The organism is Ferroacidibacillus organovorans (assembly GCF_001642725.1).
GTDB lineage: Bacteria > Bacillota > Bacilli > Alicyclobacillales > SLC66 > Ferroacidibacillus > Ferroacidibacillus organovorans.
The window spans coordinates 1-20647 of sequence record NZ_LSUQ01000023.1; the positions used below are offsets into that span (position 1 = coordinate 1).

21 protein-coding genes are annotated in these 20647 nt (G+C 51.7%); 9 read left to right on the plus strand and 12 right to left on the minus strand.

Annotated features, from left to right (window positions below):
- The 4 genes from AYW79_RS08670 to AYW79_RS08685 all read right to left on the minus strand — a co-directional run.
- A partial coding sequence (locus tag AYW79_RS08670) for a heavy metal translocating P-type ATPase (protein WP_156493895.1) occupies positions 1 to 2214 on the minus strand: 2214 nt, incomplete at its 3' end.
- Complete coding sequence (locus tag AYW79_RS08675) at positions 2202 to 2945, minus strand: sulfite exporter TauE/SafE family protein (protein WP_197460935.1); 744 nt, start codon at positions 2943 to 2945, stop codon at positions 2202 to 2204. The genes AYW79_RS08675 and AYW79_RS08670, both read right to left, overlap by 13 nt.
- A 28-nt stretch (positions 2946 to 2973) precedes the next feature.
- Positions 2974 to 3558, minus strand: a complete 585-nt coding sequence (locus tag AYW79_RS08680) for a hypothetical protein (protein ID WP_067564587.1) — start codon at positions 3556 to 3558, stop codon at positions 2974 to 2976.
- The gene (locus AYW79_RS08685) at positions 3524 to 3943 is read right to left on the minus strand and encodes a hypothetical protein (RefSeq protein WP_067564589.1); all 420 of its coding nucleotides are present in this window, start codon (positions 3941 to 3943) and stop codon (positions 3524 to 3526) included. The genes AYW79_RS08680 and AYW79_RS08685 overlap by 35 nt, the downstream gene beginning before the upstream one ends.
- A 132-nt stretch (positions 3944 to 4075) precedes the next feature.
- On the opposite strand from AYW79_RS08685, the gene AYW79_RS08690 reads away from it, so the two are divergent.
- The 7 genes from AYW79_RS08690 (at position 4076) to AYW79_RS08720 (ending at position 9413) form a co-directional block, all read left to right on the plus strand.
- Positions 4076 to 4606 carry a sulfocyanin-like copper-binding protein gene (locus tag AYW79_RS08690; RefSeq protein WP_067564592.1) on the plus strand — a complete coding sequence of 177 codons (531 nt, stop codon included), beginning with the start codon at positions 4076 to 4078 and terminating at the stop codon, positions 4604 to 4606.
- A 61-nt stretch (positions 4607 to 4667) separates the two neighbouring features.
- Positions 4668 to 5300, plus strand: coding sequence for a cupredoxin domain-containing protein (locus AYW79_RS08695; RefSeq protein ID WP_067564594.1), 633 nt, complete (start codon positions 4668 to 4670; stop codon positions 5298 to 5300).
- Between the two features lie 54 nt (positions 5301 to 5354).
- Complete coding sequence (locus AYW79_RS08700; RefSeq protein WP_067564662.1) at positions 5355 to 6146, plus strand: cytochrome c oxidase subunit II; 792 nt, start codon at positions 5355 to 5357, stop codon at positions 6144 to 6146.
- A gap of 54 nt (positions 6147 to 6200) precedes the next feature.
- Positions 6201 to 8069 (plus strand): cytochrome c oxidase subunit I, encoded by a 1869-nt coding sequence (locus tag AYW79_RS08705; protein ID WP_079289729.1) that lies wholly within the window; start codon positions 6201 to 6203, stop codon positions 8067 to 8069.
- Positions 8070 to 8074: 5 nt separating this feature from the next.
- A complete protein-coding gene (locus AYW79_RS08710) occupies positions 8075 to 8656 on the plus strand; it encodes a hypothetical protein (RefSeq protein ID WP_143216075.1) in 582 nt (193 codons plus the stop codon).
- A 52-nt stretch (positions 8657 to 8708) separates the two neighbouring features.
- On the plus strand, positions 8709 to 8903 hold the full coding sequence (locus AYW79_RS08715) for a hypothetical protein (protein WP_067564599.1): 195 nt from the start codon (positions 8709 to 8711) through the stop codon (positions 8901 to 8903).
- 15 nt (positions 8904 to 8918) lie between these two features.
- Positions 8919 to 9413, plus strand: coding sequence for a YhcN/YlaJ family sporulation lipoprotein (locus AYW79_RS08720; RefSeq protein ID WP_067564601.1), 495 nt, complete (start codon positions 8919 to 8921; stop codon positions 9411 to 9413).
- A gap of 12 nt (positions 9414 to 9425) precedes the next feature.
- On the opposite strand, the gene AYW79_RS08725 is transcribed toward AYW79_RS08720, so the two are convergent.
- On the minus strand, positions 9426 to 9797 hold the full coding sequence (locus tag AYW79_RS08725) for a hypothetical protein (protein ID WP_067564604.1): 372 nt from the start codon (positions 9795 to 9797) through the stop codon (positions 9426 to 9428).
- A gap of 144 nt (positions 9798 to 9941) precedes the next feature.
- Between AYW79_RS08725 and AYW79_RS08730 the strand changes: the two genes are divergently transcribed.
- Both AYW79_RS08730 and AYW79_RS08735 read left to right on the plus strand, forming a co-directional pair.
- A complete protein-coding gene (locus AYW79_RS08730) occupies positions 9942 to 10568 on the plus strand; it encodes a HoxN/HupN/NixA family nickel/cobalt transporter (RefSeq protein WP_067564606.1) in 627 nt (208 codons plus the stop codon).
- A complete protein-coding gene (locus AYW79_RS08735) occupies positions 10568 to 11848 on the plus strand; it encodes a cation:proton antiporter (RefSeq protein ID WP_067564608.1) in 1281 nt (426 codons plus the stop codon). The genes AYW79_RS08730 and AYW79_RS08735 overlap by 1 nt, the downstream gene beginning before the upstream one ends.
- Before the next feature lie 150 nt (positions 11849 to 11998).
- Here AYW79_RS08735 and odhB read toward each other — a convergent pair whose 3' ends face one another.
- The 7 genes from odhB to AYW79_RS08770 all read right to left on the minus strand — a co-directional run bounded on the left by odhB (position 11999) and on the right by AYW79_RS08770 (position 20517).
- A complete protein-coding gene (gene odhB, locus AYW79_RS08740) occupies positions 11999 to 13246 on the minus strand; it encodes a 2-oxoglutarate dehydrogenase complex dihydrolipoyllysine-residue succinyltransferase (protein WP_067564610.1) in 1248 nt (415 codons plus the stop codon).
- 27 nt (positions 13247 to 13273) lie between these two features.
- Complete coding sequence (locus AYW79_RS08745; protein ID WP_067564613.1) at positions 13274 to 15859, minus strand: 2-oxoglutarate dehydrogenase E1 component; 2586 nt, start codon at positions 15857 to 15859, stop codon at positions 13274 to 13276.
- Between the two features lie 83 nt (positions 15860 to 15942).
- On the minus strand, positions 15943 to 16242 hold the full coding sequence (locus tag AYW79_RS08750; RefSeq protein ID WP_067564615.1) for a metal-sulfur cluster assembly factor: 300 nt from the start codon (positions 16240 to 16242) through the stop codon (positions 15943 to 15945).
- Positions 16235 to 17548 (minus strand): hypothetical protein, encoded by a 1314-nt coding sequence (locus AYW79_RS08755; RefSeq protein WP_067564617.1) that lies wholly within the window; start codon positions 17546 to 17548, stop codon positions 16235 to 16237. Before AYW79_RS08755 ends, AYW79_RS08750 begins: the two co-directional genes overlap by 8 nt.
- A gap of 12 nt (positions 17549 to 17560) precedes the next feature.
- The gene (locus tag AYW79_RS08760; RefSeq protein ID WP_067564619.1) at positions 17561 to 18040 is read right to left on the minus strand and encodes a DUF2249 domain-containing protein; all 480 of its coding nucleotides are present in this window, start codon (positions 18038 to 18040) and stop codon (positions 17561 to 17563) included.
- Positions 18041 to 18145: 105 nt separating this feature from the next.
- Positions 18146 to 18829, minus strand: a complete 684-nt coding sequence (locus AYW79_RS08765; RefSeq protein ID WP_079289724.1) for a PIG-L deacetylase family protein — start codon at positions 18827 to 18829, stop codon at positions 18146 to 18148.
- 23 nt (positions 18830 to 18852) lie between these two features.
- The gene (locus AYW79_RS08770) at positions 18853 to 20517 is read right to left on the minus strand and encodes an FAD-dependent oxidoreductase (RefSeq protein WP_067564623.1); all 1665 of its coding nucleotides are present in this window, start codon (positions 20515 to 20517) and stop codon (positions 18853 to 18855) included.
- Between the last annotated feature and the right edge of the window lie 130 nt (positions 20518 to 20647).

Below are 20647 nucleotides of genomic sequence, written 5' to 3' on the forward strand. Positions count from 1 at the left end.
GAGCGGGCGCAACGTGTTGTTTGCCAAGATCATGTGCCCCGCTTCAAGCGCGAGATCCGCGCTCGCGCCCATCGCGACGCCGAGATTCGCTTCGACGAGCGCCGGAGCGTCATTTATGCCATCTCCGACAAAACACACCTGTGTCCCCTCTTTTTTAAGTGCAGCAACGAGTCGCGCCTTATCGAGCGGCGTCTGTCGCGCGTACCACTGCGTGATCCCTAATTGATCCGCGATGTGCGCCACCGCTTGTGGATGATCTCCACTTGCCAGCAAAATTTTGCACCCATCTCGTTTGAGGGTTTCGATGACAGCGCGCGCCTCAGGTCGAATCTCACTTCCAAACGAGAGGATGGCCTTCACGTCATCATCAATGATGACGTAAGAAACCGTACTGCCCGCGGCAGACCATGTTTGACACGTTTTCTGAAAACGTTGTGACACAGGGCACGCGAGGGGTGTGGCGCCAACTTTTACAGAGTGCCCCCGTACGGTCGCGTGAACCCCCCACCCGCCCACTTCGCAAAACGAAGCTACCGGGTGCAATTCGCACGCCTGATCATGTGCAAAGCGAAGGAGTGCGTCGGCGATTGGGTGTTGTGTGGGGTACTCTGCGGACGCGGCCAAATTGAGCCAGGATGCAGTCGGCCTGTTCCCAGACGAACCCTCTGCCTTTTGCAAATCGACGTCGTCCGTGCACTGATAGGCCGTGACTGTCACTCGCCCAGTCGTCAGCGTTCCCGTTTTGTCAAAAAGAACAGCGGAGACTTTTTTCGCGCGCTCCATCGCGTCTTGACTGCGCAGGAGAACACCGTGCTTCGCCAAGGCCTGCGCCCCGCTGAGCAACGCCACAGGCGTTGCGATACTCAGCGCGCATGGGCAACCGATGACCAATACTGAAATGGCGCGCAACCACGCGCTCGCGAGTGGGAGATGCGCGACGAAGAACCCGTAGACAAACGTAATCACGCCAAGCGTGAGTACCGCCGGAACAAAAATCACGACAATGCGCTGCGCCAGATGGTTCCATGTTGACGTGGACGCCTGAGCGCGCCGCACGTAGTCGGCCGATTGGGAAAGCAGCGTCTCTTTGGCGCGCACCACTTCGACGATCACGTCTGCGCCGTAGTGTGTCGTCCCCGCGTAAAGCAGATCGCGCACCCCTTTACTCACGCGTGTTCCTTCTCCCGTGAGTATCGCCTCATCCACATCGCTCGCGCCGGAGACGATGCGCCCATCAACAGGAATAATCTCGCCTGAGCGGATGAGAACATGGTCATGCTCGCACACGCGCTCAACTGCGATCCATTCTTCACGCATCCCCTGTTTGCGGCGCGCCTCGGTCGGCAGAATCTTTTGGACCATCTGTAAAACCGTCAGTGCGCGCTGTTTCGCCCCTGCCTCAAGGACGCGGCTCAGGAGAAGAAACGTAATCAATAACCCTGCGGTGTCAAAATAAAGGTAATCACCATTTAAGCGCAAACTGACGCAACTGTAGACAAACGCAGACAAGCTCCCGATACTGACAAGCAGATCCATCGTGGGAACACCACGCGAAACGCTCGTCCACGCTCCGCGCAAAAACGGCCATCCGCTATAAAAAATGGTAGGGATCGCAAGCGCAAGCAACCCGTACGATAGCGTCAACGCGAGAGGCTTTGAAAAAAGCGGGAGATCCCCTGACCAGACGGGAATACTCAGCATCATCATGAAAAAGGTGAGAACAAGGGCAAGTGCAAGCCGTTTTCGCAAATCGAGCACGTTCAACGCATCCGCCTCATCTGCAATCACTCGCTGCAAGACCGGATAGCCGAGCTTCTTTATCTCCGACGCAATCGTCGTGTCATCCAGGCGCTCTGCATCGTACATCACCTCCGCGAGCGATTGCACGTAGTCTGTTTTTACAGAGAGGATCCCTTCGCGACGGCTCAACACATGCTGAATCAGTGTGCAGCACGATGGACAGAAAACGCCAGAGAGGGACAATCTTACAGTCTGCGGCGATCCAGCGGATGACAAGGAACCAGACTCTTTGCGAACAGGCAGTTGGCTCAAAACATCAAAGCGAAAGCCTGGCTCACGCTTTAGACGCTCCACCTCTTTGGCGCCGAGCAATTCAAAGAGTTGCAGGCAAGCATGGCAACAAAACACACGCTTATCGCGGGGAATCGGTCGCACGATGGGCTGCTCACACAAGTCACACGTTAGAATAGCCATGCATTCACACTCGGGATCCAGTGATTCATCGCAAGTCCCCTCAAAATAAACAGAATGCCACTGCACGTCATCACGGTGGCGGACACGTTCGCAAAAATTCTTCCCTGCAAGCGCTTCTTCCCGTACCAACCGATGATGGCAACCGCAAGAAGCGAGGGAACCGTCCCCAATCCAAACGCGAGCAAGCTGAGCCCGCCTGCGAGAGCAGAACCGGTCGCTGACGCGGCCAATAACAACGCAAACATAAGCCCGCAGGGGTGCAAACCGAGCAGCGTGCCGGAGAAAAAGGCGTAGCCTGCTGAGGTTCTCTGCATTCCTTCTCGCAGCACACGCTGAATCGGCTTCCACGAGAGGATGGACCAGCGCTCAATGAACCCACCACCGTGCCCCGTGCGAAACTCGTCCACTGCCCAACCGATCATGAGAATTCCCCCCACAAGCCCTGAGATCGCTTCGATTCCCGTCGCGCTGCGAAGGGTGTTTAAAAAGGATCCCATCTCCCCAAACACTGCGCCAAGACACATAAAAGCGGTCACACGTCCCAGATTGTGCAGCAACTGACTTTTTAGAAACGCGACCAAAATAAAATGTGGTGAAGCGCCTTGCTCCGCTTTGACGCGCGCTCCTAAGCTGTATGCGAGAACGAACGGCCCGCACATTCCCGAACAGTGGAGAAACCCCTGAATAAACCCGATCAAAAGCGCCCCACTCATCAGCATATAAAGCTGCATGTAAACCCACCTCCGCCTACCGCACGGTTTACCAACTGCTACTCGCCAGAATGTTTGTTAGCATCATAAAAACCAGCACCGTTTGAAAAAGCAACGCAAGCCACAAACGATTCGGGAGCAGTATGCTCCACGCGCTACCCGTGAGAAATCCCGTGAGAACGAGTGAGAGATTCGCTTCGACAAAAAGCCAGATGTGTCCATCAAGAAACGCATTGAGTGTCGGAAGTGTCCACAAGGGCACCGGGAGCATGCCTAAAAAGACAATGCAGGCGGCGATAGAGCGCAGGAGTTCCTTACGCTTTGTTTCTGCCGTTTTAGGCAGCAACGTGCGCAGCAGCGTCTCTCCGACACGACGCGTGGAAATCGGTAACGACAGACCCACGATGACACCGCAAAGTGCGAGTGCAAAATAGACAATCGCGTGAGGTAAGACCACCGCGCGGCGGTCTGCTTGCGTGATCAGAAAATCCACTTGGCGCGATACGGCTGCGATAAAGATCATCAGCGCGATCGTGCGCCACATGAGAATCGTCTTTGACCTCACCCAGTCAAACGAGGTTGTGATGGATAGCGCGCGCTTAGGAATGGACTTCGATGGAATCGCTTTGCTCATAGAGGGCACCTCTTATCGCGAGTAAAAAATGGATCGTCCACCTTCCCCGCATCGTAAATAGCACATCTCCTTCATAGCGTTCGGGTGCGACCGGACGCATCACAGCTTCCACCGCCGGCATGCTCATGCCTAGCATCGTTGCTCTCACGCGCACCGATTGAATCTGCGTACGACGCATCTCCGACGGCAGTCGTACGCTGATCCGCACGCGCACCCATCTCAACTCGTAAAGTTTTGCAGGAAAACGGAGCAGTGTGACGCGGATTCCCTCTTTTTGAGCAGGGACGGCACTGGGGAGCGCATCCTGGAAATTTCCACAACCGAGCAAACCGCTCATCACGAGGGCGATGGAAAGGATCGACTGAAGCTTTACATCCCTCATCATCTCCCGGCATCGCTCCCACAAATCTGGTTAGACAGTCAACAAATTGCTTAGCTGGAACTTCATGCATACCTTTTACGTTTGCAGATCATATTATCCCTAAACCAGATCGAAAGAGGTGAGATTCTCAAAGAGATGAAAACGAAATCAAGATGGATGATCGGCGCGATGACAAGCGCGCTGTTGCTGACAGGTTGTGATGCGCAAATTCAGAGCAACCCGTCATCTTTGATGGTGACAGACGCTGCGACACAGACCGTCAATCTTTTTCTCTCAATGGCGCGGCACAGCGAAAACCTCTCTGCCAATTTTAACGGCTATGCAAACGGCCAACTGGTCATTACCGTACCTGTCGGATACACCGTGGCGCTTCACGTGACGAATGACGGAGGAATCCCATATGACATAGGCGTTTACGATGCGGCACAGCACGTCGCCTTTGCCGGATCTGCGCTCTCCATCTCCGATTTGGAGAACAATCCCACGGCAGGCATCATGCCAGGCAACTCGCAGACCCTTCGCTTTGTCGCGAATCGCGTCGGCAATTTCCGTTTAGAAAACATGCTGTATCGCTACCCAACCCACGCCCCAACCCATGAACCGCTTGGCATGTGGGCACAGTTTCGCGTGGTCTCGTCAGGCGTGCCGAGTGTTCAAGTTGAGTAAGGGGTTTTGACGTACGTGAGGATGATCGATAGGACGATTGAAAAGTTCGGAGGGTTTACGTATGCAGGAGGATTCTTCACTGCGACGAGTTGATCCATCAAGACGCGACCCACACTGGAGCGCAACCACGTTTTTTGTCGTTCTCGGTTTGGTCGTCTTGATCAGTATCCTCTCGCTTTTTTTGAAACGGCCCATAAGTGATGCGACCGCCGCGATGACAGGCACAACGCTAAATGAGCCAGTCACGCAGATTGAGCAATATGACTATGGTTTCGAACCACACCACATCACGTGGCGGGCAGGTGACCAGGTAACCATCTCACTTCACAACCGCAGCACAACACACTGGCATGAGATGATGCTCGGCCGCGGCTACGACTATACGCCTTCCGCATTTGGTCCGATCGCAACACAGTTTGACACTGATTTTTGGAACGGCATCCATGTCACGTTCAGCGGTGCAAACCATGTTGACAACTTGTGTGTCAACAAAGCGATCGCTAAATTTATCGGCCCGATGCCAAACATCGTGACGGGCGGGAATTTTAGTCCAACACTGCAACCAGGCGGCAGTCTCAACATGACATTTACAGTGCCGAATAAACCGGGGACATGGCACTACGGGTGCTTCGTGCAACAGTACGTGCATTACATGGCAGGGATGCGGGGAACCATTACCATTTTGCCAAGGTGAAGATTCGGCAACGCATTACCGTTTCATGTACATGAAAGAGAAGTAGGGGTGAACATGATCGATATTCTACTGTTTGCATTCTTTTGGCTGATCGCAACGCTCCTTGGTGAGTGGGGGGTTCACGCCATGGAGGCGCGCGGGTTGTATTATAGCGCAGCCACATCGCAGGCGCTCGATGGCGAAAAAGCGGTTGCTTTCATCCTGACGATGCTCGTTCCGGTCATCGCGTTTGTCGTGGTGATGTTGATCTACACGGCGATCCGATTTCGTTCGCGAAAATCACTTCAGTTTCGCGACAACAAAGTGTTTATCGGCATCTGGGTTTTGTTCAGTATCGCGCTAAATATTCTATTCTTTGTGCACCCTTCTGCTTCAGCGCTAGAACAGATGTTTAACAATGAAGAGGCTCGTTTGAATCGTCACGATCTGATTGTCAATGTCACGGCACGCCAGTGGGAGTGGATCTTCAGCTATCCGCAATACGGAATTCAAACCGCTGAAGACAGCAACGGCAACAGCACACTGTATTTGCCAGTCAACCAAAATGTGCGTTTTGTTTTACGTTCCTATGACCCATACCACACGTATGATCCGAATGGGGCTGTGATACACGATTTCTGGATTCCGGCATTCGGGCTAAAGCAAGACATCATTCCGGGAGAAACGCGTCTCGAGTACGTTCACACGAACAAGATCACATCGTACGACGTCGATCCGATGGTTCGGGTGCAATGCGCGGAAGTATGCGGTCCAGGCCATCCCTTCATGGAGGCGCCAGTGCATGTCGTTTCCTCCTCCGATTTTATGAAGTGGGTACAAGCTCAGCGCAAACTCGAAGCATCCTGATGATTCATAGAAAGATTCATCAGGAACAATTCCCCTAAATAAAGGAGCATTTGGATGAGCGCTAATGCTGCGGGACTAAGCGGTGTGGATACCGCAAACCGCCAAAGACGGCGAATAGCTCCGCCTGTTATTCGCGGACTGTTATGGGCTGCCATCGGATTTCTCGTCTTTAATACGCTGGTGAGCCAAGTCATTGATCGACAACCGTATGACCCATTTGTCACGCGCGTCTCCGCAACAGTCGGATGGGCTGCCGCAGTCATTGGCTGGTTGCTTGGCGTCGGTGCGTGGGAAGTGATTGTTCGCCCCTTTTTCGGCCACCCTGTAGAGTGGGACATCCCGAATGATTGGCGCCGCTACTTCATGTTCAGCACAGATCACAAAGTGGTTGGTCTTCAATACATTTTCACGACCACGGGGAGTTTTCTTCTGGCTGGATTGGCTGCCATGATGATGCGGATGGAATTGATGAACGCAAAACTGTGGGTTTTCACAAATCCGGGCGCTTATCTGACAACCGTCGGCATTCACGGCACCGTCATGATGTTTTCTGTCGGAACGGTCGCATTGGTCGGAGGTTTCGCAAACTATTTCATTCCGCTAATGATGGGTTCTAACTCATCCGCCTATCCGCGCATGTCAGGACTCAGCCACTGGCTGCTTCCGGCAGGTATCGCCACTGTATTTCTCAGTCCACTGCTCGGACAGTGGACAACCGGTTGGCGCGCTTATGCGCCATTGTCAGGGCAAGATCCGTCAGGGATCGTGTTTTACTATCTTGGAGTGTTTGCGATGACCACGTCATCCCTGCTCGTGGCGATCAATCTGACCGCGACCATCATCTTCAATCGTGCGCCCGGACTCACCTGGAATCGGCTACCGATGTTTGGGTGGGGAATTCTCGCGGTTAGTCTGCTCACCATTATTTGGGTGCCTGAGATTCAAATGACGTTTATCATTTCTCTCCTCAACTTGATCGTACCCTTTTCACTTTTTGAGCAAACCGGCTCACCGCTCACCTATATGGAGTCGTTTTGGCTTTTCGGTCACCCGGAGGTATACATCATCGTCGTTCCAGCATTCGCGCTGTGGCAGGAGATCATCCCTGTCATGGGTCAAAAAACGTTGTTTGCAAGACAGTGGGGCGTGCTCGGCCTCGTGTTTGTCATGCTGTTCAGCGGTCTGGTTTGGGCGCATCACATGTTTACAAACATGCGCAACAGCGAGATGCTTCCGTTTTCCTTTTTTACAGAGATGATCTCGATTCCGACTGGTTTCTCTTATCTGGTCGTACTCGGCACGCTGTGGGGGGCAAGACTAAAGTTCAGTACGCCTACTCTTTTCGTGCTGATGAGCATGTTCAATTTTCTCATCGGGGGGATCACGGGCGTTCTCTTGGCCGACCCTGTCATCAATCTGCAAACACACGACACCTTTTTTGTCTTATCTCACTTTCACTACACCGTGATTGGCTCTATGGTCTTCACGTGGCTCGCTGCAGCCTATTACTGGCTCCCTAAATTGTCCGGGCGCATGTACAACGAAACCCTAGGTAAATTGGGCGCAATCTGGGTATTTATCGCATTCAACTCAGCGTTTGGACAAATGTTCTTCGTTGGACTTCGCGGCATGAATCGCTGGGTTGCAGTCTACCCACAGTATCTACAAAACATGAATTTTTCAATTTCCATGTTTGCCTTTTTACTGGGATTGGGATTCCTGTTTAACTTTGTGCATATCACATGGATGTGGAATAAAGGGAAGCCAGTTGGGCAAAATCCGTGGAATGGCAAAACTTTAGAGTGGTTTGGCACACCAAAACCTGGGATTGCCACGTTCAGCCCACTTCCGCACGTTGAGACAGGCTTTTACGATTACAGCGAAAACACGCCACCAACACCATCACCGCCAAAAAGGATGTGATCAAAATGTCCAGTCATAACACCTACACAAAAACCTCATTACGGATAGGGCCACTGTCCGAGCGCGATTTGAGGAAAAATCGCTTCGGTATGAGCTTATATTGCATTTCGCAAGCGGTACCCTACTTCTTGCTTATCAATATTCGCTTTGTGATTGCCGGGAATTTCGTACCTGTCGGCCTGAATCTGTGGTTGGGAGGAATCATTCCGACCGTCGCGCTACTCGTCGGAATCATCCCGCTTTTCACCGCGCGCGCTGCATTGCAAAAAGACGACATTCCACGCGTTCGCAGCCATGTCATGACTGCGATGCTTCTTGGCTTGATCGGTCTGCTCAGCCTGCTGTTCCCACTCTGGTTTCACAATTTTGATGCGCTGAGCCCATTTGGAGAGATTGATCTGATCTCACTCGGTGTCGCCAGCTTCTACACCATAATTGCTCTGATCGTCGCCTGGGGCGTCTATCTTCGTCTCGGTAAAGGGCTCATCCGAAAAGAGACCGGTTGGGGCATCGAAGCGACCATTTGGGTCTATGCGTTTAATGCGATCGCCTGGACTGCGCTTTTCTTCACGCTCGATCTCTTGTAAGGCGTATCCGCTCCTCTCCGTACAATCGAGCACCTAAGGAGTGAATTTATTTATGAGATGGCCAACCGCCCCCTTTTATATTCCGTACAGCCCAGGTATGCCGGACTGGTGGGATCTTGTTTGGTGGGTCTTTCAACTCGGCATCATGTCCTTGCTGCTCTGGTTTTTAGCAACCGTAGCGATGCGAGTCGATCGCGACTTTGTCAAGACTGGGCAGTCGCACGATCTGCAAGACGACGATGTTTAAGGAGGTTCAGGAACGATGAGACCCTTGCGATTTCGCCTGCATAGAAGAATAAACGCCTTCGCGGTTTTAACCTTCACCTTGATCTCTTGCTCCGGGTTTGCCTTTGTACGCGATCGCGAACCTGACAAGAGTCATGTGCACATCAATGATTCAAACGCTCTGCAAAACGCCACCGTCAAAAAAACTGCATTTCACCCACGCCTTGATCTAGGAAAAGCGATCACTGCACAGATTCCAAACGTCTCATTTGCCACTGTACTCCAACGTAAAGATGACCTTTACGTTGGAATCGCAACGAGGGATGGTAAAAATCTCACACCATTGTTAGAGCATCAAATTATGACAACCGTTCAATCCGCGGTTCCATCCGCACAGCATATTTTGATCAGTACAGACAAGACGCTGGTGAACCACTTCCAGATCTTTTCAAGCTCTTTTAAAAACGGGAGCACATCTGGAAGCGATCTGATCATCAGCGATGTTGAGCGGGTGTTCCCACAACTAAAATGAACGTTTCAAGGATTACGTCTCCAAATGGAACGATTTAGGAAGCACGACGCGATGCAGGCCCTCTTCAAACAACGCAAGCACGATCGCGATAGCTTCTGCGACATAAAAAGGGACGATGGTAAAATTGCTCATTCCTAAAGAAAGAAGCGAAATGACCAATAGGAACGCCATTTTATCAACATAAAGCGTCGGAAAACTCCCGATGCGCGGCAAGACGACCCAGTCCAGGATGAGCCCTACCGCCGCGACGGCCAACGACGTGAGAGCCAAATCCCAGTAGCTGTCATAAAGCGTAAAGATGCGATCAGCAATTGTGATCACCAGTAGGCTGAGGACAAACTTCGCGATAAAGTCAAAAACGGGACGTCGGAGTGGCTCGTTCATTCTCATTCCTCCTTTTGATTTTGTACGTCATTATGTCCGCAAATGAGTTGGGCAATACTCCCCCAAAATTGGATGAAAAGGCGAATAGGCCAAACAAGATGCGGCATATTCTCTGAGGAATTTCCATCTGGGGAGTGACAGGCCATGCCTTGGTTCTTGTTAGGATTAGCGATCTTGCTCGGGGTTCGACACGCATCAGCACCCGATCACGTGATGGCGGTTACAACCTATGTCGAGCAAAATCACGCATCTGCGCGATCAGGAATTGGTTATGCGCTTCGCATTGGCCTTGGCCACAGCATCGGAATGATCATCATGGGCATCGCTGTCCTCTTTTTATTACACCACCTCCCTGGAACGTGGGGAACATTATTAAGCAGAGTGTCAGGTCTGTGGATTCTGCTTTTCTCAGGTCTGATCCTTGCGAATCTCTGGTGGGGGAAAGAACACTCAACCCTTCGCAACCGCGTGAGCCAGTGGGTCGGCTCGCGCTCATCGGCTTGGATTCTCGGAATCCTTCTCGGCCTGGCCGTGGCGCCGGGAGACTTGGCAATTTTCGGCTTGATGACCACACTCCCGAATCAAGTCGACGGCGCTTTGTTACTTTTTAGTTTTTTGTTGGCCATGCTGACTTCTCTCTCAATTCTTGGCGCCAGTCTGGAATTTTTCCATAAATTAGGACGCGCGCAGTGGCACCGTTGGACGACAAATGGGGTTGGCGTGCTTGGAATGGGTGTTGGCCTCGCGCTTTTATCAGGGATTCTTCACTAGTGGGGAATGTCGATTTTTCCATGTCGTCACTACTCATCGTTTCCGTTCTGGCTGTGCTGGTTCCACTTTTTGTATCAAGAGTTACGTGGATTCGCATTCCCATCGTCGTCGGAGAAATCCTGGTGGGCGTCCTTGTCGGGAAGAGCGGATTTAACCTGATTCATACGAGTCAATGGCTCGAATTTCTGCGATTTTTTGGTTTATCCTATTTAATGTTCGTGTCTGGACTGGAACTCGATTTTAAAACACTGCGTCCTGAAAAATTCGGGAAACACCGTGGATTTAGACACTCACTCACAGACGCGCCAATGTTTGCCGTGATTTCTTGCGCGCTAACGTTTGGGCTTTCTCTACTTTTTTCCATCTGGCTGCACGAGCACCATTTTATTAAAAGTCCTTTTCTCTTTGCATTGATCATCACGACCACATCGCTTACTGTGGTGGTGCCTGTGCTTAAAGAATATGATCTCATGCAGACTGCATTTGGTCAGCACATGATGGCGGCCGCTGTATTCGCCGATTTTTTCACCATGCTGTTCATCTCTGTCGCCGCCTCGCTCTTTAAGGGGGGGCAATCCACGAGCGTCTTTCTCGTCTTCATCCTCATCTTCCTGCTTATTGCACTGTATCACGTCTTTCAACGCTTTCCAGCGCTTACGGCCGTACGAAATCTCGCCCACGGAACAGCCCAACTCGGGATTCGCGCCTCCATGGCCCTCATGATCATCTTCATGGCACTCTCACAAACCCTGGGCGTTCAAGTGATCTTGGGAACGTTTTTGGCGGGTGTCCTTGTCGGTTTGATCAATGAGCAAGAAAAAACGGACGTATTTCACAAATTAGACGCGATCGGTTTTGGTTTTCTTATCCCGATCTTTTTTATTATGGTGGGCGTTAATTTTAATCTTCATTCATTGCTTGTTGATCCCAAGGCGCTCTTGTTGCTTCCCCTTCTGTTCCTTGCAACCTATGTATTTAAAGCATTGCCCATACTCATCCTTCGCCTTTGCTACCCTTGGCGACAGACGCTCGCAGGCGCCACACTGCTCACAACACAAATGAGCGTAACCGTGGCCGCCGCAGCAGTCGGTTTAAAGATCGGAGCCATCAGTTCAGGCGTCGACACAGCCATTGTCTTTGTCGCCATGTCGACCGCCGTCATCTCCCCTGTGATCTTTGGTAAACTACTGCCAGCGCGCGTCGATCAAAAAAAATCGCGCTCCCTTATGAGGCGTACCCGTCCACCACGACGTCCAGTTTCCCCATCTCAGGGTCAATGACGAGTCCGTGTACGAGACGTTTTTGGCATCAACGGGTGACGGCGGATCAGGCGCACGCTTTCTTGCACACTGTCTGGAATAGACTCGATACGCTGTAACCAAGAATGCAGATTGATGCCAGTCACTTCCAGTGTATCGCCTCTTACTCTATCATCCCTCCAAGAGAAGCGCTTCCGGATCTTCGATCAGTTGCTTGACTTTGACTAAAAACTGTACAGCCTCAGCGCCATCGACGATGCGATGATCATAAGATAAAGCGATGTACATCATGGGGCGTATGACCACTTGTCCGTCACGCGCAACCGGGCGCTCCTGTATGCCATGCATTCCCAGGATGCCTACCTGCGGCGCATTGAGAATAGGCGTCGAGAACAAGGAACCAAACACGCCGCCGTTCGTGATGGTGAAGGTGCCTCCCTGTAAGTCGCTCAATCCTAGTGTGTTTTCTCTCGCCTTTTTTGCGAGTCGAGCGAGTTCCTTTTCAATCTCTGCAAAAGACAAGCGATCCGCGTTTCGAATCACCGGAACGACCAGACCACCCTCTGCCGCGACTGCGACACCGATGTCATAGTGACGTTTGATCACCATCTCATCCTCTTGAATCTCCGCGTTCAAAAGTGGATACGCCTTGAGCGCACCCACGGTCGCTTTCGTAAAAAAGGACATGAACCCGAGCGATGCACCATAGATTTCCTTAAATTTCGCCTTGCGGCGATTGCGGACTTCAAGCACACTTGTCATATCCACTTCGTTATACGTCGTCAGGTGCGCCGCGGTGTGTTGTGCCTCAACCAGGCGTTTTGCGATAGTGAGCCTTCTTCGCGTCATCTTTTGCCGCTCTTCATCGTTGCGCTGATCAGGAATTACGGGGTGCGATACCGATTCGCGCGCCGGGTGCGCGACACTTTGCTCCACGACAGGCGCGACATTGTCCGTGGTGTGACGCGGTGTGATGACGACTTGACTCAGGTCGATCCCCCGCTCGCGCGCCTCTTTTCGAATCGACGGTGTCGAGCGCAGCGGAAAGAGCCCTTGCCCAGATGCGTTAGGGCGCACGGAAGGCGGTGGTGTAACAGATGTAACAGACCCTTCTTTTTTCACCGACGCTACATCTTCGCGGTTTGCGACAGGTACTTCTAACGATTGACGCAGTTCCTTACTCGATGAAGAATCAAGTATGCCGATCACTTCCCCGACACGCACCGTTTCCCCTACGCCCTTTTTTACACTCGATAGCATTCCGCTCTCTTCCGCAATCACCTCAAGGTTCACTTTATCCGTCTCAAGTTCTGCCACCGCTTCGCCCGCCGCGACGGTGTCACCCGCCTTTTTAAGCCAGTTGAGAATGGTTGCATCAACAATCGATTCTCCGAGTTCAGGCACGCGTATGTCGCTCATCGCTTGTGACCCTCCCTTTCGTCTCATCTACTGAATGGGTGACACCCTAAGCGCTTCTTCCACCACTTTTCGCTGAAAATAATCATGCATGCCAGCCATTCCCTCAGCAGGACTCGCGCGATCCGGTCGACCTGCATAGCGAATCAGGATATCTTTTGACGATACCTCTGGCAATCGCGCCGCCACAAAACTCCACGCCCCCATATTTTTAGGTTCTTCTTGCGCCCACACAATCTGGCGCAAATGAGGGTACGAACGGATGATGTCGCGCAGAGCCGAAACTGGAAACGGATAAAGTTGTTCGACGCGCGCGAGTGCAATCTCGCCCGATGACTCTAAAGTGGATAGCATTTGCTCAAGATCGATCGCCACTTTGCCAGAGCATAAAACCAACTGTGTTACGCCTTCACGATTCTCGGAAAATCTATGAAGAACAGGTTGAAACATTCCTTCTGTCAGTTCGCTGACTGTAGATTGTGCCTGCGGATGGCGAAGCAGGCTCTTCGGAGTCATGACAATAAGCGGGCGTGGATCAACACGCAACACGGCCGCTTGCGAGCGCAGCAGATGAAAATACTGTGCGGCGGTCGTCGGATGGACAACGCGCCAATTGTCCTCGGCGGACAATTGCAAAAAACGCTCCAGGCGAGCGCTTGAGTGCTCTGGCCCCTGGCCTTCATACCCGTGTGGAAGAAGCAGAACAAGCCCCGACGACTGAAGCCATTTAGAGCGGCCAGAAGACAGAAATTGGTCGATGATCACTTGACCAGCGTTTGCGAAATCGCCAAACTGCGCCTCCCAAATCACAAGTGTTTCCGGAGCTTGAATGGTATACCCATACTCAAACCCCATAACCCCTACTTCAGAGAGTGGACTGTTGTACACGGCGAAAGACGCTTTTGCGTGAGGCAGCTGCTGTAATGGACAGTGCGTCTGGCTGACATTTCGATCGTGCAGAACGAGGTTTCTCTGGCCAAACGTGCCCCGCTGTGAATCCTGTCCGGAAATTCGAATCGGCGTTCCGGCGGCCAAGATCGCCGCAAACGCCAAAGTCTCAGCGTGAGCGAAATCCACGCTTCCATTCTCCGAAAAGACCGTCCTTCTGCGTTCAAGGATTTTTTCCAGTTTTTTGTACACAGCAAATGAAGATGGATAGTGTAACAGCGCCTCGTTCATTTCCTGCAGTTGCTCGCGCGAAACCGATGAGACCCTGTCCACTTGCGTTACAAAAAAGTTCGAGTCTGCGGGCGCCACCTGCCGCGTCTCGCCTTGTTTGACGACTGCGAATGCCTCAGTCAATTTGTTTTTTATTCGCTCACTTGCGAGTTCAAGCTCTTCATTTGTCACAACTCCATCTTTAAACAAACGCTCGCCATAGATCTCGCGAACGGTGAGATGGGCTGTGATGCGCTCATACATTTGAGGTTGTGTAACAAACGGATCGTCCATTTCATTATGGCCCCATCTACGGTACCCCACCAGGTCAATCAGAAAATCGCGATGAAAACGTTGCCGATACGCAAACGCCATCTGAACAGCAAAGAGGCACGCGTCAGGGTCATCCGCATCGACATGCACCACAGGGATCTCAAACCCTTTGGCTAAGTCACTCGCATAATGCGTCGAGCGCCCTTCATGTGCCTCGGCTGTAAACCCCAGTTGATTGTTCGCGATGATGTGGATCGTCCCACCGGTCTGATAGCCGTCAAGCCTTGACAGATTCAGCGTTTCAGCGACAACCCCTTCGCCTGGAAAGGCGGCGTCCCCGTGCACCAGCATCGCCATGGCCTCATCCTGATGAAACACAGGCTGCCCTGCTTGATCGCGACCATCCTGGACCGCGCGCGCATAGCCCTCTACCACAGGATCGACAAATTCGAGGTGACTGGGATTATGTGCGAGGACAATTCGCACTTCGCGGATGTCATCTTCTCGAAGATCGCGATGTGCGCCGAGGTGATATTTTACATCTCCCGTCCACCCGTAGTTGATCCCAAGCGACCCTTCAGACGGAACGAGATCCTTGTTTGGCGCCATGTGAAACTCTGAAAAGATGTCCGCATACGGTTTTCCCAGCACGTGCGCCAACACGTTCAACCGACCGCGATGTGCCATTCCCATCATGACCGTCTTGATTCCTGACGAGGCAGCCTGTTTGACAAGTTCGTCCACCATCGGCACGAGCATGTCGAGTCCTTCAAGTGAAAACCGTTTCTGCCCTGGAAATGCCCGCTGGAGAAATTTCTCAAACTCGTCCACTTCAAGCAGGCGCATAAGCGTCTCCCGGCGCAGATCTGGACGTCTCTTCGCCCTTGAGGTCATCAACATCTGCTCAAGCCAATCCTGCTCTTCCCCACTTGCCGTATGTGCGTATTCCATCACGAAACTGCCTTGATTCATCTCGCGCAAAAGCGCGCGTTTACCCTTCTCGCCATCCCTTGGGTGTACATGGTTTTGCGATTGTACAGGCATTCCATAAATCTGAAACCATTCCCTTGTCTCCTCATCGACACTCAGCGGATCTCGCAGGAAACGCTCATACAATTCTTCGACATAGCCTGCGTTAGGCCCTGTGAATTGCTGCCATACACTCCCCGTTTCTTTAGTTTCCACACGAATCGCCCCCTCACAAGAACCACGGCACGATACCTTTTCTTCTTACTATACAATGCACTGAGAACTGCCATCGCCGATCTTTAAATGCGCAGTTGAGCTCTCGCCTCTTCTGACATACACTCAGGTGTCCACGGCGGATCCCACACCACGTCAACATACACCATTGACACTCCTGTCGCATGTGCCGCCGCCCACTCTACAGACTGACTCAGCGTGTCGTGTGCAGGGCATCCCGGCGTCGTCATAGTCATCTCCACGTGAACCGTTCCTTGTTCCGTTTCTTCGATCACATAAATCAAGCCTAAATCCACCACATTAATCCCGATCTCCGGATCAAAGACTTCCTTTAGCCTTTCCCGTACCTCGTCCAAATCAATCATGATCTGACAACTCCTTTCCCAACTTTTTAAGATCAAGCACGCGAAACATCTGAATACAGAATAACAGAATGGCAAAAGCCGTAAGGGTCGCACCAAAAACGGTAAGCGGCAGCCACATACTGATCTCTCCAGCCGTAAGCGTGACGACGCCGAGCGCAAATCCGATAAACACGGGTCGCGACGTACTCACATTGACAATATCGGCGATAACAGGCGCCTTGCCTGGCCCTTTATGATGGCTATAGCGTTTGCTCCAAATCAAAAAGGGTACGATTTTATACGCAAATCCCATCATCGTCATGGTCACCCACCCTAGCAGATAAAGCGTTACGACACTTTTCCAAGACACTTGTCTGCCACCCGTAACAGAAGCGACAGAGAACAGGCCAATCGCGAGAAGACCCGCCGCTAACGCATAGAATACGGCATGAATCGGCGCCTCAACCTTTTTTCTCATTCTGTGCCTGACCATGTCTTTAAGCGACACAGCCTGTAACACAATGACACACACCCCTGCCACTAACCCGAACCATGTGAACAGGGCCATGGAGCTCCAGATGCCAAGGAGCAAAAAGAGCATTGCGCTATGCGCGAGAATCAGTGTCCACCTGTGCCACTTCGTTTGATACCCGTGAGCAAGCGTAAACATCGGCAACAATTTATAGCTAAACCCGATGAGCAAGAAAGAGAAAAAACCGACTGCAGCCAGAAGAATGTGCGTTGCAATCAGTTGATTCATCCATGGTGAGAGGGCGTTCATCGCACCTGAATCGACAGATAAGAGCACAATCGCTAGCGTTATCGCGAGAATGAGATAAACATGCGCAGACACGACGAAACCCCACATCACATCTTTCACCTTGACCTGCGTGAGGGATCGGAGCATGACGATTGCATAGATGAAGAGTGCCACCACAGCCAGCCCGCCAAAAAGCAAAAATCCCGACGCCCACCACAAGCTCATCGAGATAAAAAGACCGATCAATGAGAGCGAATACAGCCAAAAATTAAAGCGTGCCAATGGAACATTCGCAATCGGAATCAGGAAAGCGACCGTTGCCAACTGATAAACTGCGCCCATGACAAAGGAAAGAAGGGAGCCAAGCGTAAGCATGTGCGTGAGCGCAACCAATGCAGGCGCCCCAGGATCGCCACTCGCAAGATGATGGGACTGAAAAGCGAGATCCATCGCAAAGATTCCGAAGCATACGATTCCAAACGTCATATAGCGAATGGGAACCGCAAAAGGTGGCGATTGGCTTACCATTCCCCCGCGACCCTTCGAGTGAATCGACGCTTGTTGCATACAGAATCCTCCTTACGCCTCGTCGAGTGAACGAGAGATGCGGACACACACCGTTCCGTCAGGATCTTCGCGCACATCATGCGAGAAACCTGCGTCGTCAAGCTCTGGTAAGAGGAATGCGGGAACACGCTCATTCCAGATTTCAAGTCCTAATACGCCGTCTTTTATCTCTGATTGATGTTCAAGGATTTCCAGTGTCCGCACCATCGGTTGGGGCGGTTGAAGCCCCCGATTGTCCAAGTGAAAATACGGGAGTTCCTCTGCTGACTTGTAAAAATCAACGACGTAGTGATCCGCTTCAAGCTGTACCACTGCGTGACGAAATCCGCGTTTTGCAAGAACATTTAAAAGTGGGTCTGGTTTAAATGTCGCGTGGAGTTGAAGTACATCCCCTACATCCAGTTCGGAGATCGCCGTCATGATGCGTTGGAACGGTTCTTCTTTCGCCCGAAGCATTTCGCGCACATCAAGATCAATCAGTCGCCTCGTCATTTTGCAGCCTCCTCCTGTTTCACTTCATTCACTAATGCCAACACGGTTATTTTCTCAAAAAACGATTCTTAAGGTTGTGCGCTGCGTCACGCTCACAACGTGTGATCAGAGATACAGATCAGATCGCCACATTTTGTGGAGCGGTTCAATGGTCATCTGCGTATCTGGATGGAACTGATTGATAATTTGTCTCAGCCTCGCCTCGTCAACCGTGTGACCGAACTGGCTGCGGTGGGCGCTTGTAGCCAAACACTTTCGCTCAAACACACTCGTGATATCCACATAATAATTAGGTTCATCACAGTTGAAGAGATAGAGTTCCTGACTGCGGTGGCATACCACATCACCCGTGATCTGCTGCCTATAATACCAACAGTTCGCGCCTAAGTGTGCCGCCTCAATCATGGCAAACCCGATCGTACGGTGATCCGAGTGAATCTCATAACGCTTCCAAGGGTCAAACGTGAGAACAAGATCAGGCCGTATTCTTCGAACAAGGTGAAACAAGGTCTCCTTCAAATCGTTTGCGTATTGCAGTTCTCCGTCTTGATACCCCAATTGAATCACTTCACGAATGCCCAAGCGTTTCGCCGCAACCTCCATCTCTTGGCGTCTCATCTCGGCAATCGCGGGTGGAGATAGCGCAGGATCGTGGCTCCCTTTTTCCCCTTGCGTCCCAACGACCAGATACACGTCATTCCCCAGATCTGTCAATTTTAGAATCGTCCCCGAACAAAACACTTCATCATCGGGATGCGCCACACATACCAGTACCTTTTTACCATTCAACGCGAGTCACCTAGCCTTCCCGTTCACGCCGTTTTCTTGCGCATTTCTTGTACGATCCAGCCGCCCGTCAAATTGTACACCTCACGCACCCCAAGGCCGCGCAAGATCTGATACGCAAAATAACTTCTCTGTCCGCTTCGGCAATACACAACATGCGGTCGACTCCGATCGATTTCAGTGATGCGCGCACGCAATTCATCCAATGGAATGTGAATCGCTCCCGGCAGGATTCCCTCGGCCACTTCTGACGGCTCTCGTACATCTATGAGAATCGCTCCCAAATCCGCAACTTCTTGCAGGGTTTGAACCGTGCGCACTTCACCATCCATTACGTGTTCGGCTGTCATCGCCGCCATGATCACAGGATCTTTCGCAGAAGAAAATGGTGGCGCATACGCAAGATCCAGCATCGCCATCTCTTCGACGGTTAACTTCCCGGAAATGCTCGTCGCGATGACATCGATCCGTTTATCAACGCCTTCTTCACCAGCGATTTGTGCACCAATGACGAGGTGACTCGACGAATCAAGAAGCAGTTTTATGGTCATATTTTTGGCTCCTGGATAGTACCCCGCGTGATGACCTGACGTACTATAGGACACTTGATACTTCAGATTTTCTGCGCTAGCCATTTTTTCAGAAAGTCCGGTCATCGCCAGAGTCACGTTTCCAAACTTGACAATCGCCGTGCCTAAAGCACCGCCAAACGTTTCATGCGCGCCGCAAATGTTCTGGCCGATGACGCGCGCTTGTTTGTTGGCGAGGCCGGCCAAAGGAATAAAGTGCGCCAGTTGATCGACGAGATGCGTCATCTCCGCCACGTCACCTGCCGCAAAGATGTTCGGATCGCTCGTCTGCAATTCCTGATTGACGCGAACAGCGCCTGACACTCCTAATTCAAGGCCAGCATTCTTGGCCAGTGTAAAATCCGGCCGTACACCAATCCCAAGCAGAAACATGTCACCTTGAACTGCGCGACCACTCTCAAGCAACACTTCTGTCGCCCGCTTTGCGCCTTGAAACGACACAATCCCGTCGCTGAGAATGGTCTCGACGCCGCGCTTCTTTAGTTCATCTAAAAGAGACGCGGTCATTTCGCGGTCAAAAGGAGGTAAGACTTGATCGGCTTTTTCAATCAAGACCACTTCGATCCCCAGGTGCGTCAAATTTTCCACAATCTCAAGCCCAATAAAGCCTGCCCCGACAATCACCGCACGGCGCACGTTTTGTGCTGCGATCCAGTCTTTCATTGCATCCGCATCAGGCACTGTGCGCAACTCAAAAATTCCTGGCAACGTTATCCCAGGCAAATTTGGAACGATCGGTTTCGCACCAACCGCCAGTACCAGTTTGTCATAAGACTCTTCAAAACGTGTGCCATCGATTAAATTGACAACGCGAACGCATTTTCGCTCTCGATCAATCTCTGTCACCTCGTGATGCGTGTGCACATTCACGTCAAAGCGCCGTTTCAGCGACCCCGGCGTGTGCAAAAGAAGTGCATCTCGCTCAGTGATCACGCCTCCCACGTAATATGGCAGTCCACAATTCGCAAATGAAACATGCGTCCCCCTCTCAAACAGCACAATTTCAGCAGATTCGTCCATTCTTCTCACCTTGGCAGCGACGCCCGCCCCTACGGCAACTCCACCCACGATGACAACCTTATTGCGTGATGATCCGCTCATCTCTGATCGCCTCCATATACCCATAACGGTATATTCGTTTGAATTGATTTAATGATAAATCACATTCAGGGGCGACGTCAGACCCGAATAGATCAGTTTTGAAATGTTCTCGACTAGTCCGTATGAGTGT

Excerpts from the sequence above, each read along its gene's own strand:
- AYW79_RS08675 (WP_197460935.1), bottom strand. The coding sequence starts at position 2,945 with ATGCAGCTTTATATGCTGATGAGTGGGGCGCTTTTGATCGGGTTTATT.
- AYW79_RS08680 (WP_067564587.1), bottom strand. The coding sequence starts at position 3,558 with ATGAGCAAAGCGATTCCATCGAAGTCCATTCCTAAGCGCGCGCTATCC.
- AYW79_RS08685 (WP_067564589.1), bottom strand. The coding sequence starts at position 3,943 with ATGATGAGGGATGTAAAGCTTCAGTCGATCCTTTCCATCGCCCTCGTG.
- AYW79_RS08690 (WP_067564592.1), top strand. The coding sequence starts at position 4,076 with ATGAAAACGAAATCAAGATGGATGATCGGCGCGATGACAAGCGCGCTG.
- AYW79_RS08695 (WP_067564594.1), top strand. The coding sequence starts at position 4,668 with ATGCAGGAGGATTCTTCACTGCGACGAGTTGATCCATCAAGACGCGAC.
- AYW79_RS08700 (WP_067564662.1), top strand. The coding sequence starts at position 5,355 with ATGATCGATATTCTACTGTTTGCATTCTTTTGGCTGATCGCAACGCTC.
- AYW79_RS08705 (WP_079289729.1), top strand. The coding sequence starts at position 6,201 with ATGAGCGCTAATGCTGCGGGACTAAGCGGTGTGGATACCGCAAACCGC.
- AYW79_RS08710 (WP_143216075.1), top strand. The coding sequence starts at position 8,075 with ATGTCCAGTCATAACACCTACACAAAAACCTCATTACGGATAGGGCCA.
- AYW79_RS08715 (WP_067564599.1), top strand. The coding sequence starts at position 8,709 with ATGAGATGGCCAACCGCCCCCTTTTATATTCCGTACAGCCCAGGTATG.
- AYW79_RS08720 (WP_067564601.1), top strand. The coding sequence starts at position 8,919 with ATGAGACCCTTGCGATTTCGCCTGCATAGAAGAATAAACGCCTTCGCG.
- AYW79_RS08725 (WP_067564604.1), bottom strand. The coding sequence starts at position 9,797 with ATGAACGAGCCACTCCGACGTCCCGTTTTTGACTTTATCGCGAAGTTT.
- AYW79_RS08730 (WP_067564606.1), top strand. The coding sequence starts at position 9,942 with ATGCCTTGGTTCTTGTTAGGATTAGCGATCTTGCTCGGGGTTCGACAC.
- odhB (WP_067564610.1), bottom strand. The coding sequence starts at position 13,246 with ATGAGCGACATACGCGTGCCTGAACTCGGAGAATCGATTGTTGATGCA.
- AYW79_RS08750 (WP_067564615.1), bottom strand. The coding sequence starts at position 16,242 with ATGATTGATTTGGACGAGGTACGGGAAAGGCTAAAGGAAGTCTTTGAT.
- AYW79_RS08755 (WP_067564617.1), bottom strand. The coding sequence starts at position 17,548 with ATGCAACAAGCGTCGATTCACTCGAAGGGTCGCGGGGGAATGGTAAGC.
- AYW79_RS08760 (WP_067564619.1), bottom strand. The coding sequence starts at position 18,040 with ATGACGAGGCGACTGATTGATCTTGATGTGCGCGAAATGCTTCGGGCG.
- AYW79_RS08770 (WP_067564623.1), bottom strand. The coding sequence starts at position 20,517 with ATGAGCGGATCATCACGCAATAAGGTTGTCATCGTGGGTGGAGTTGCC.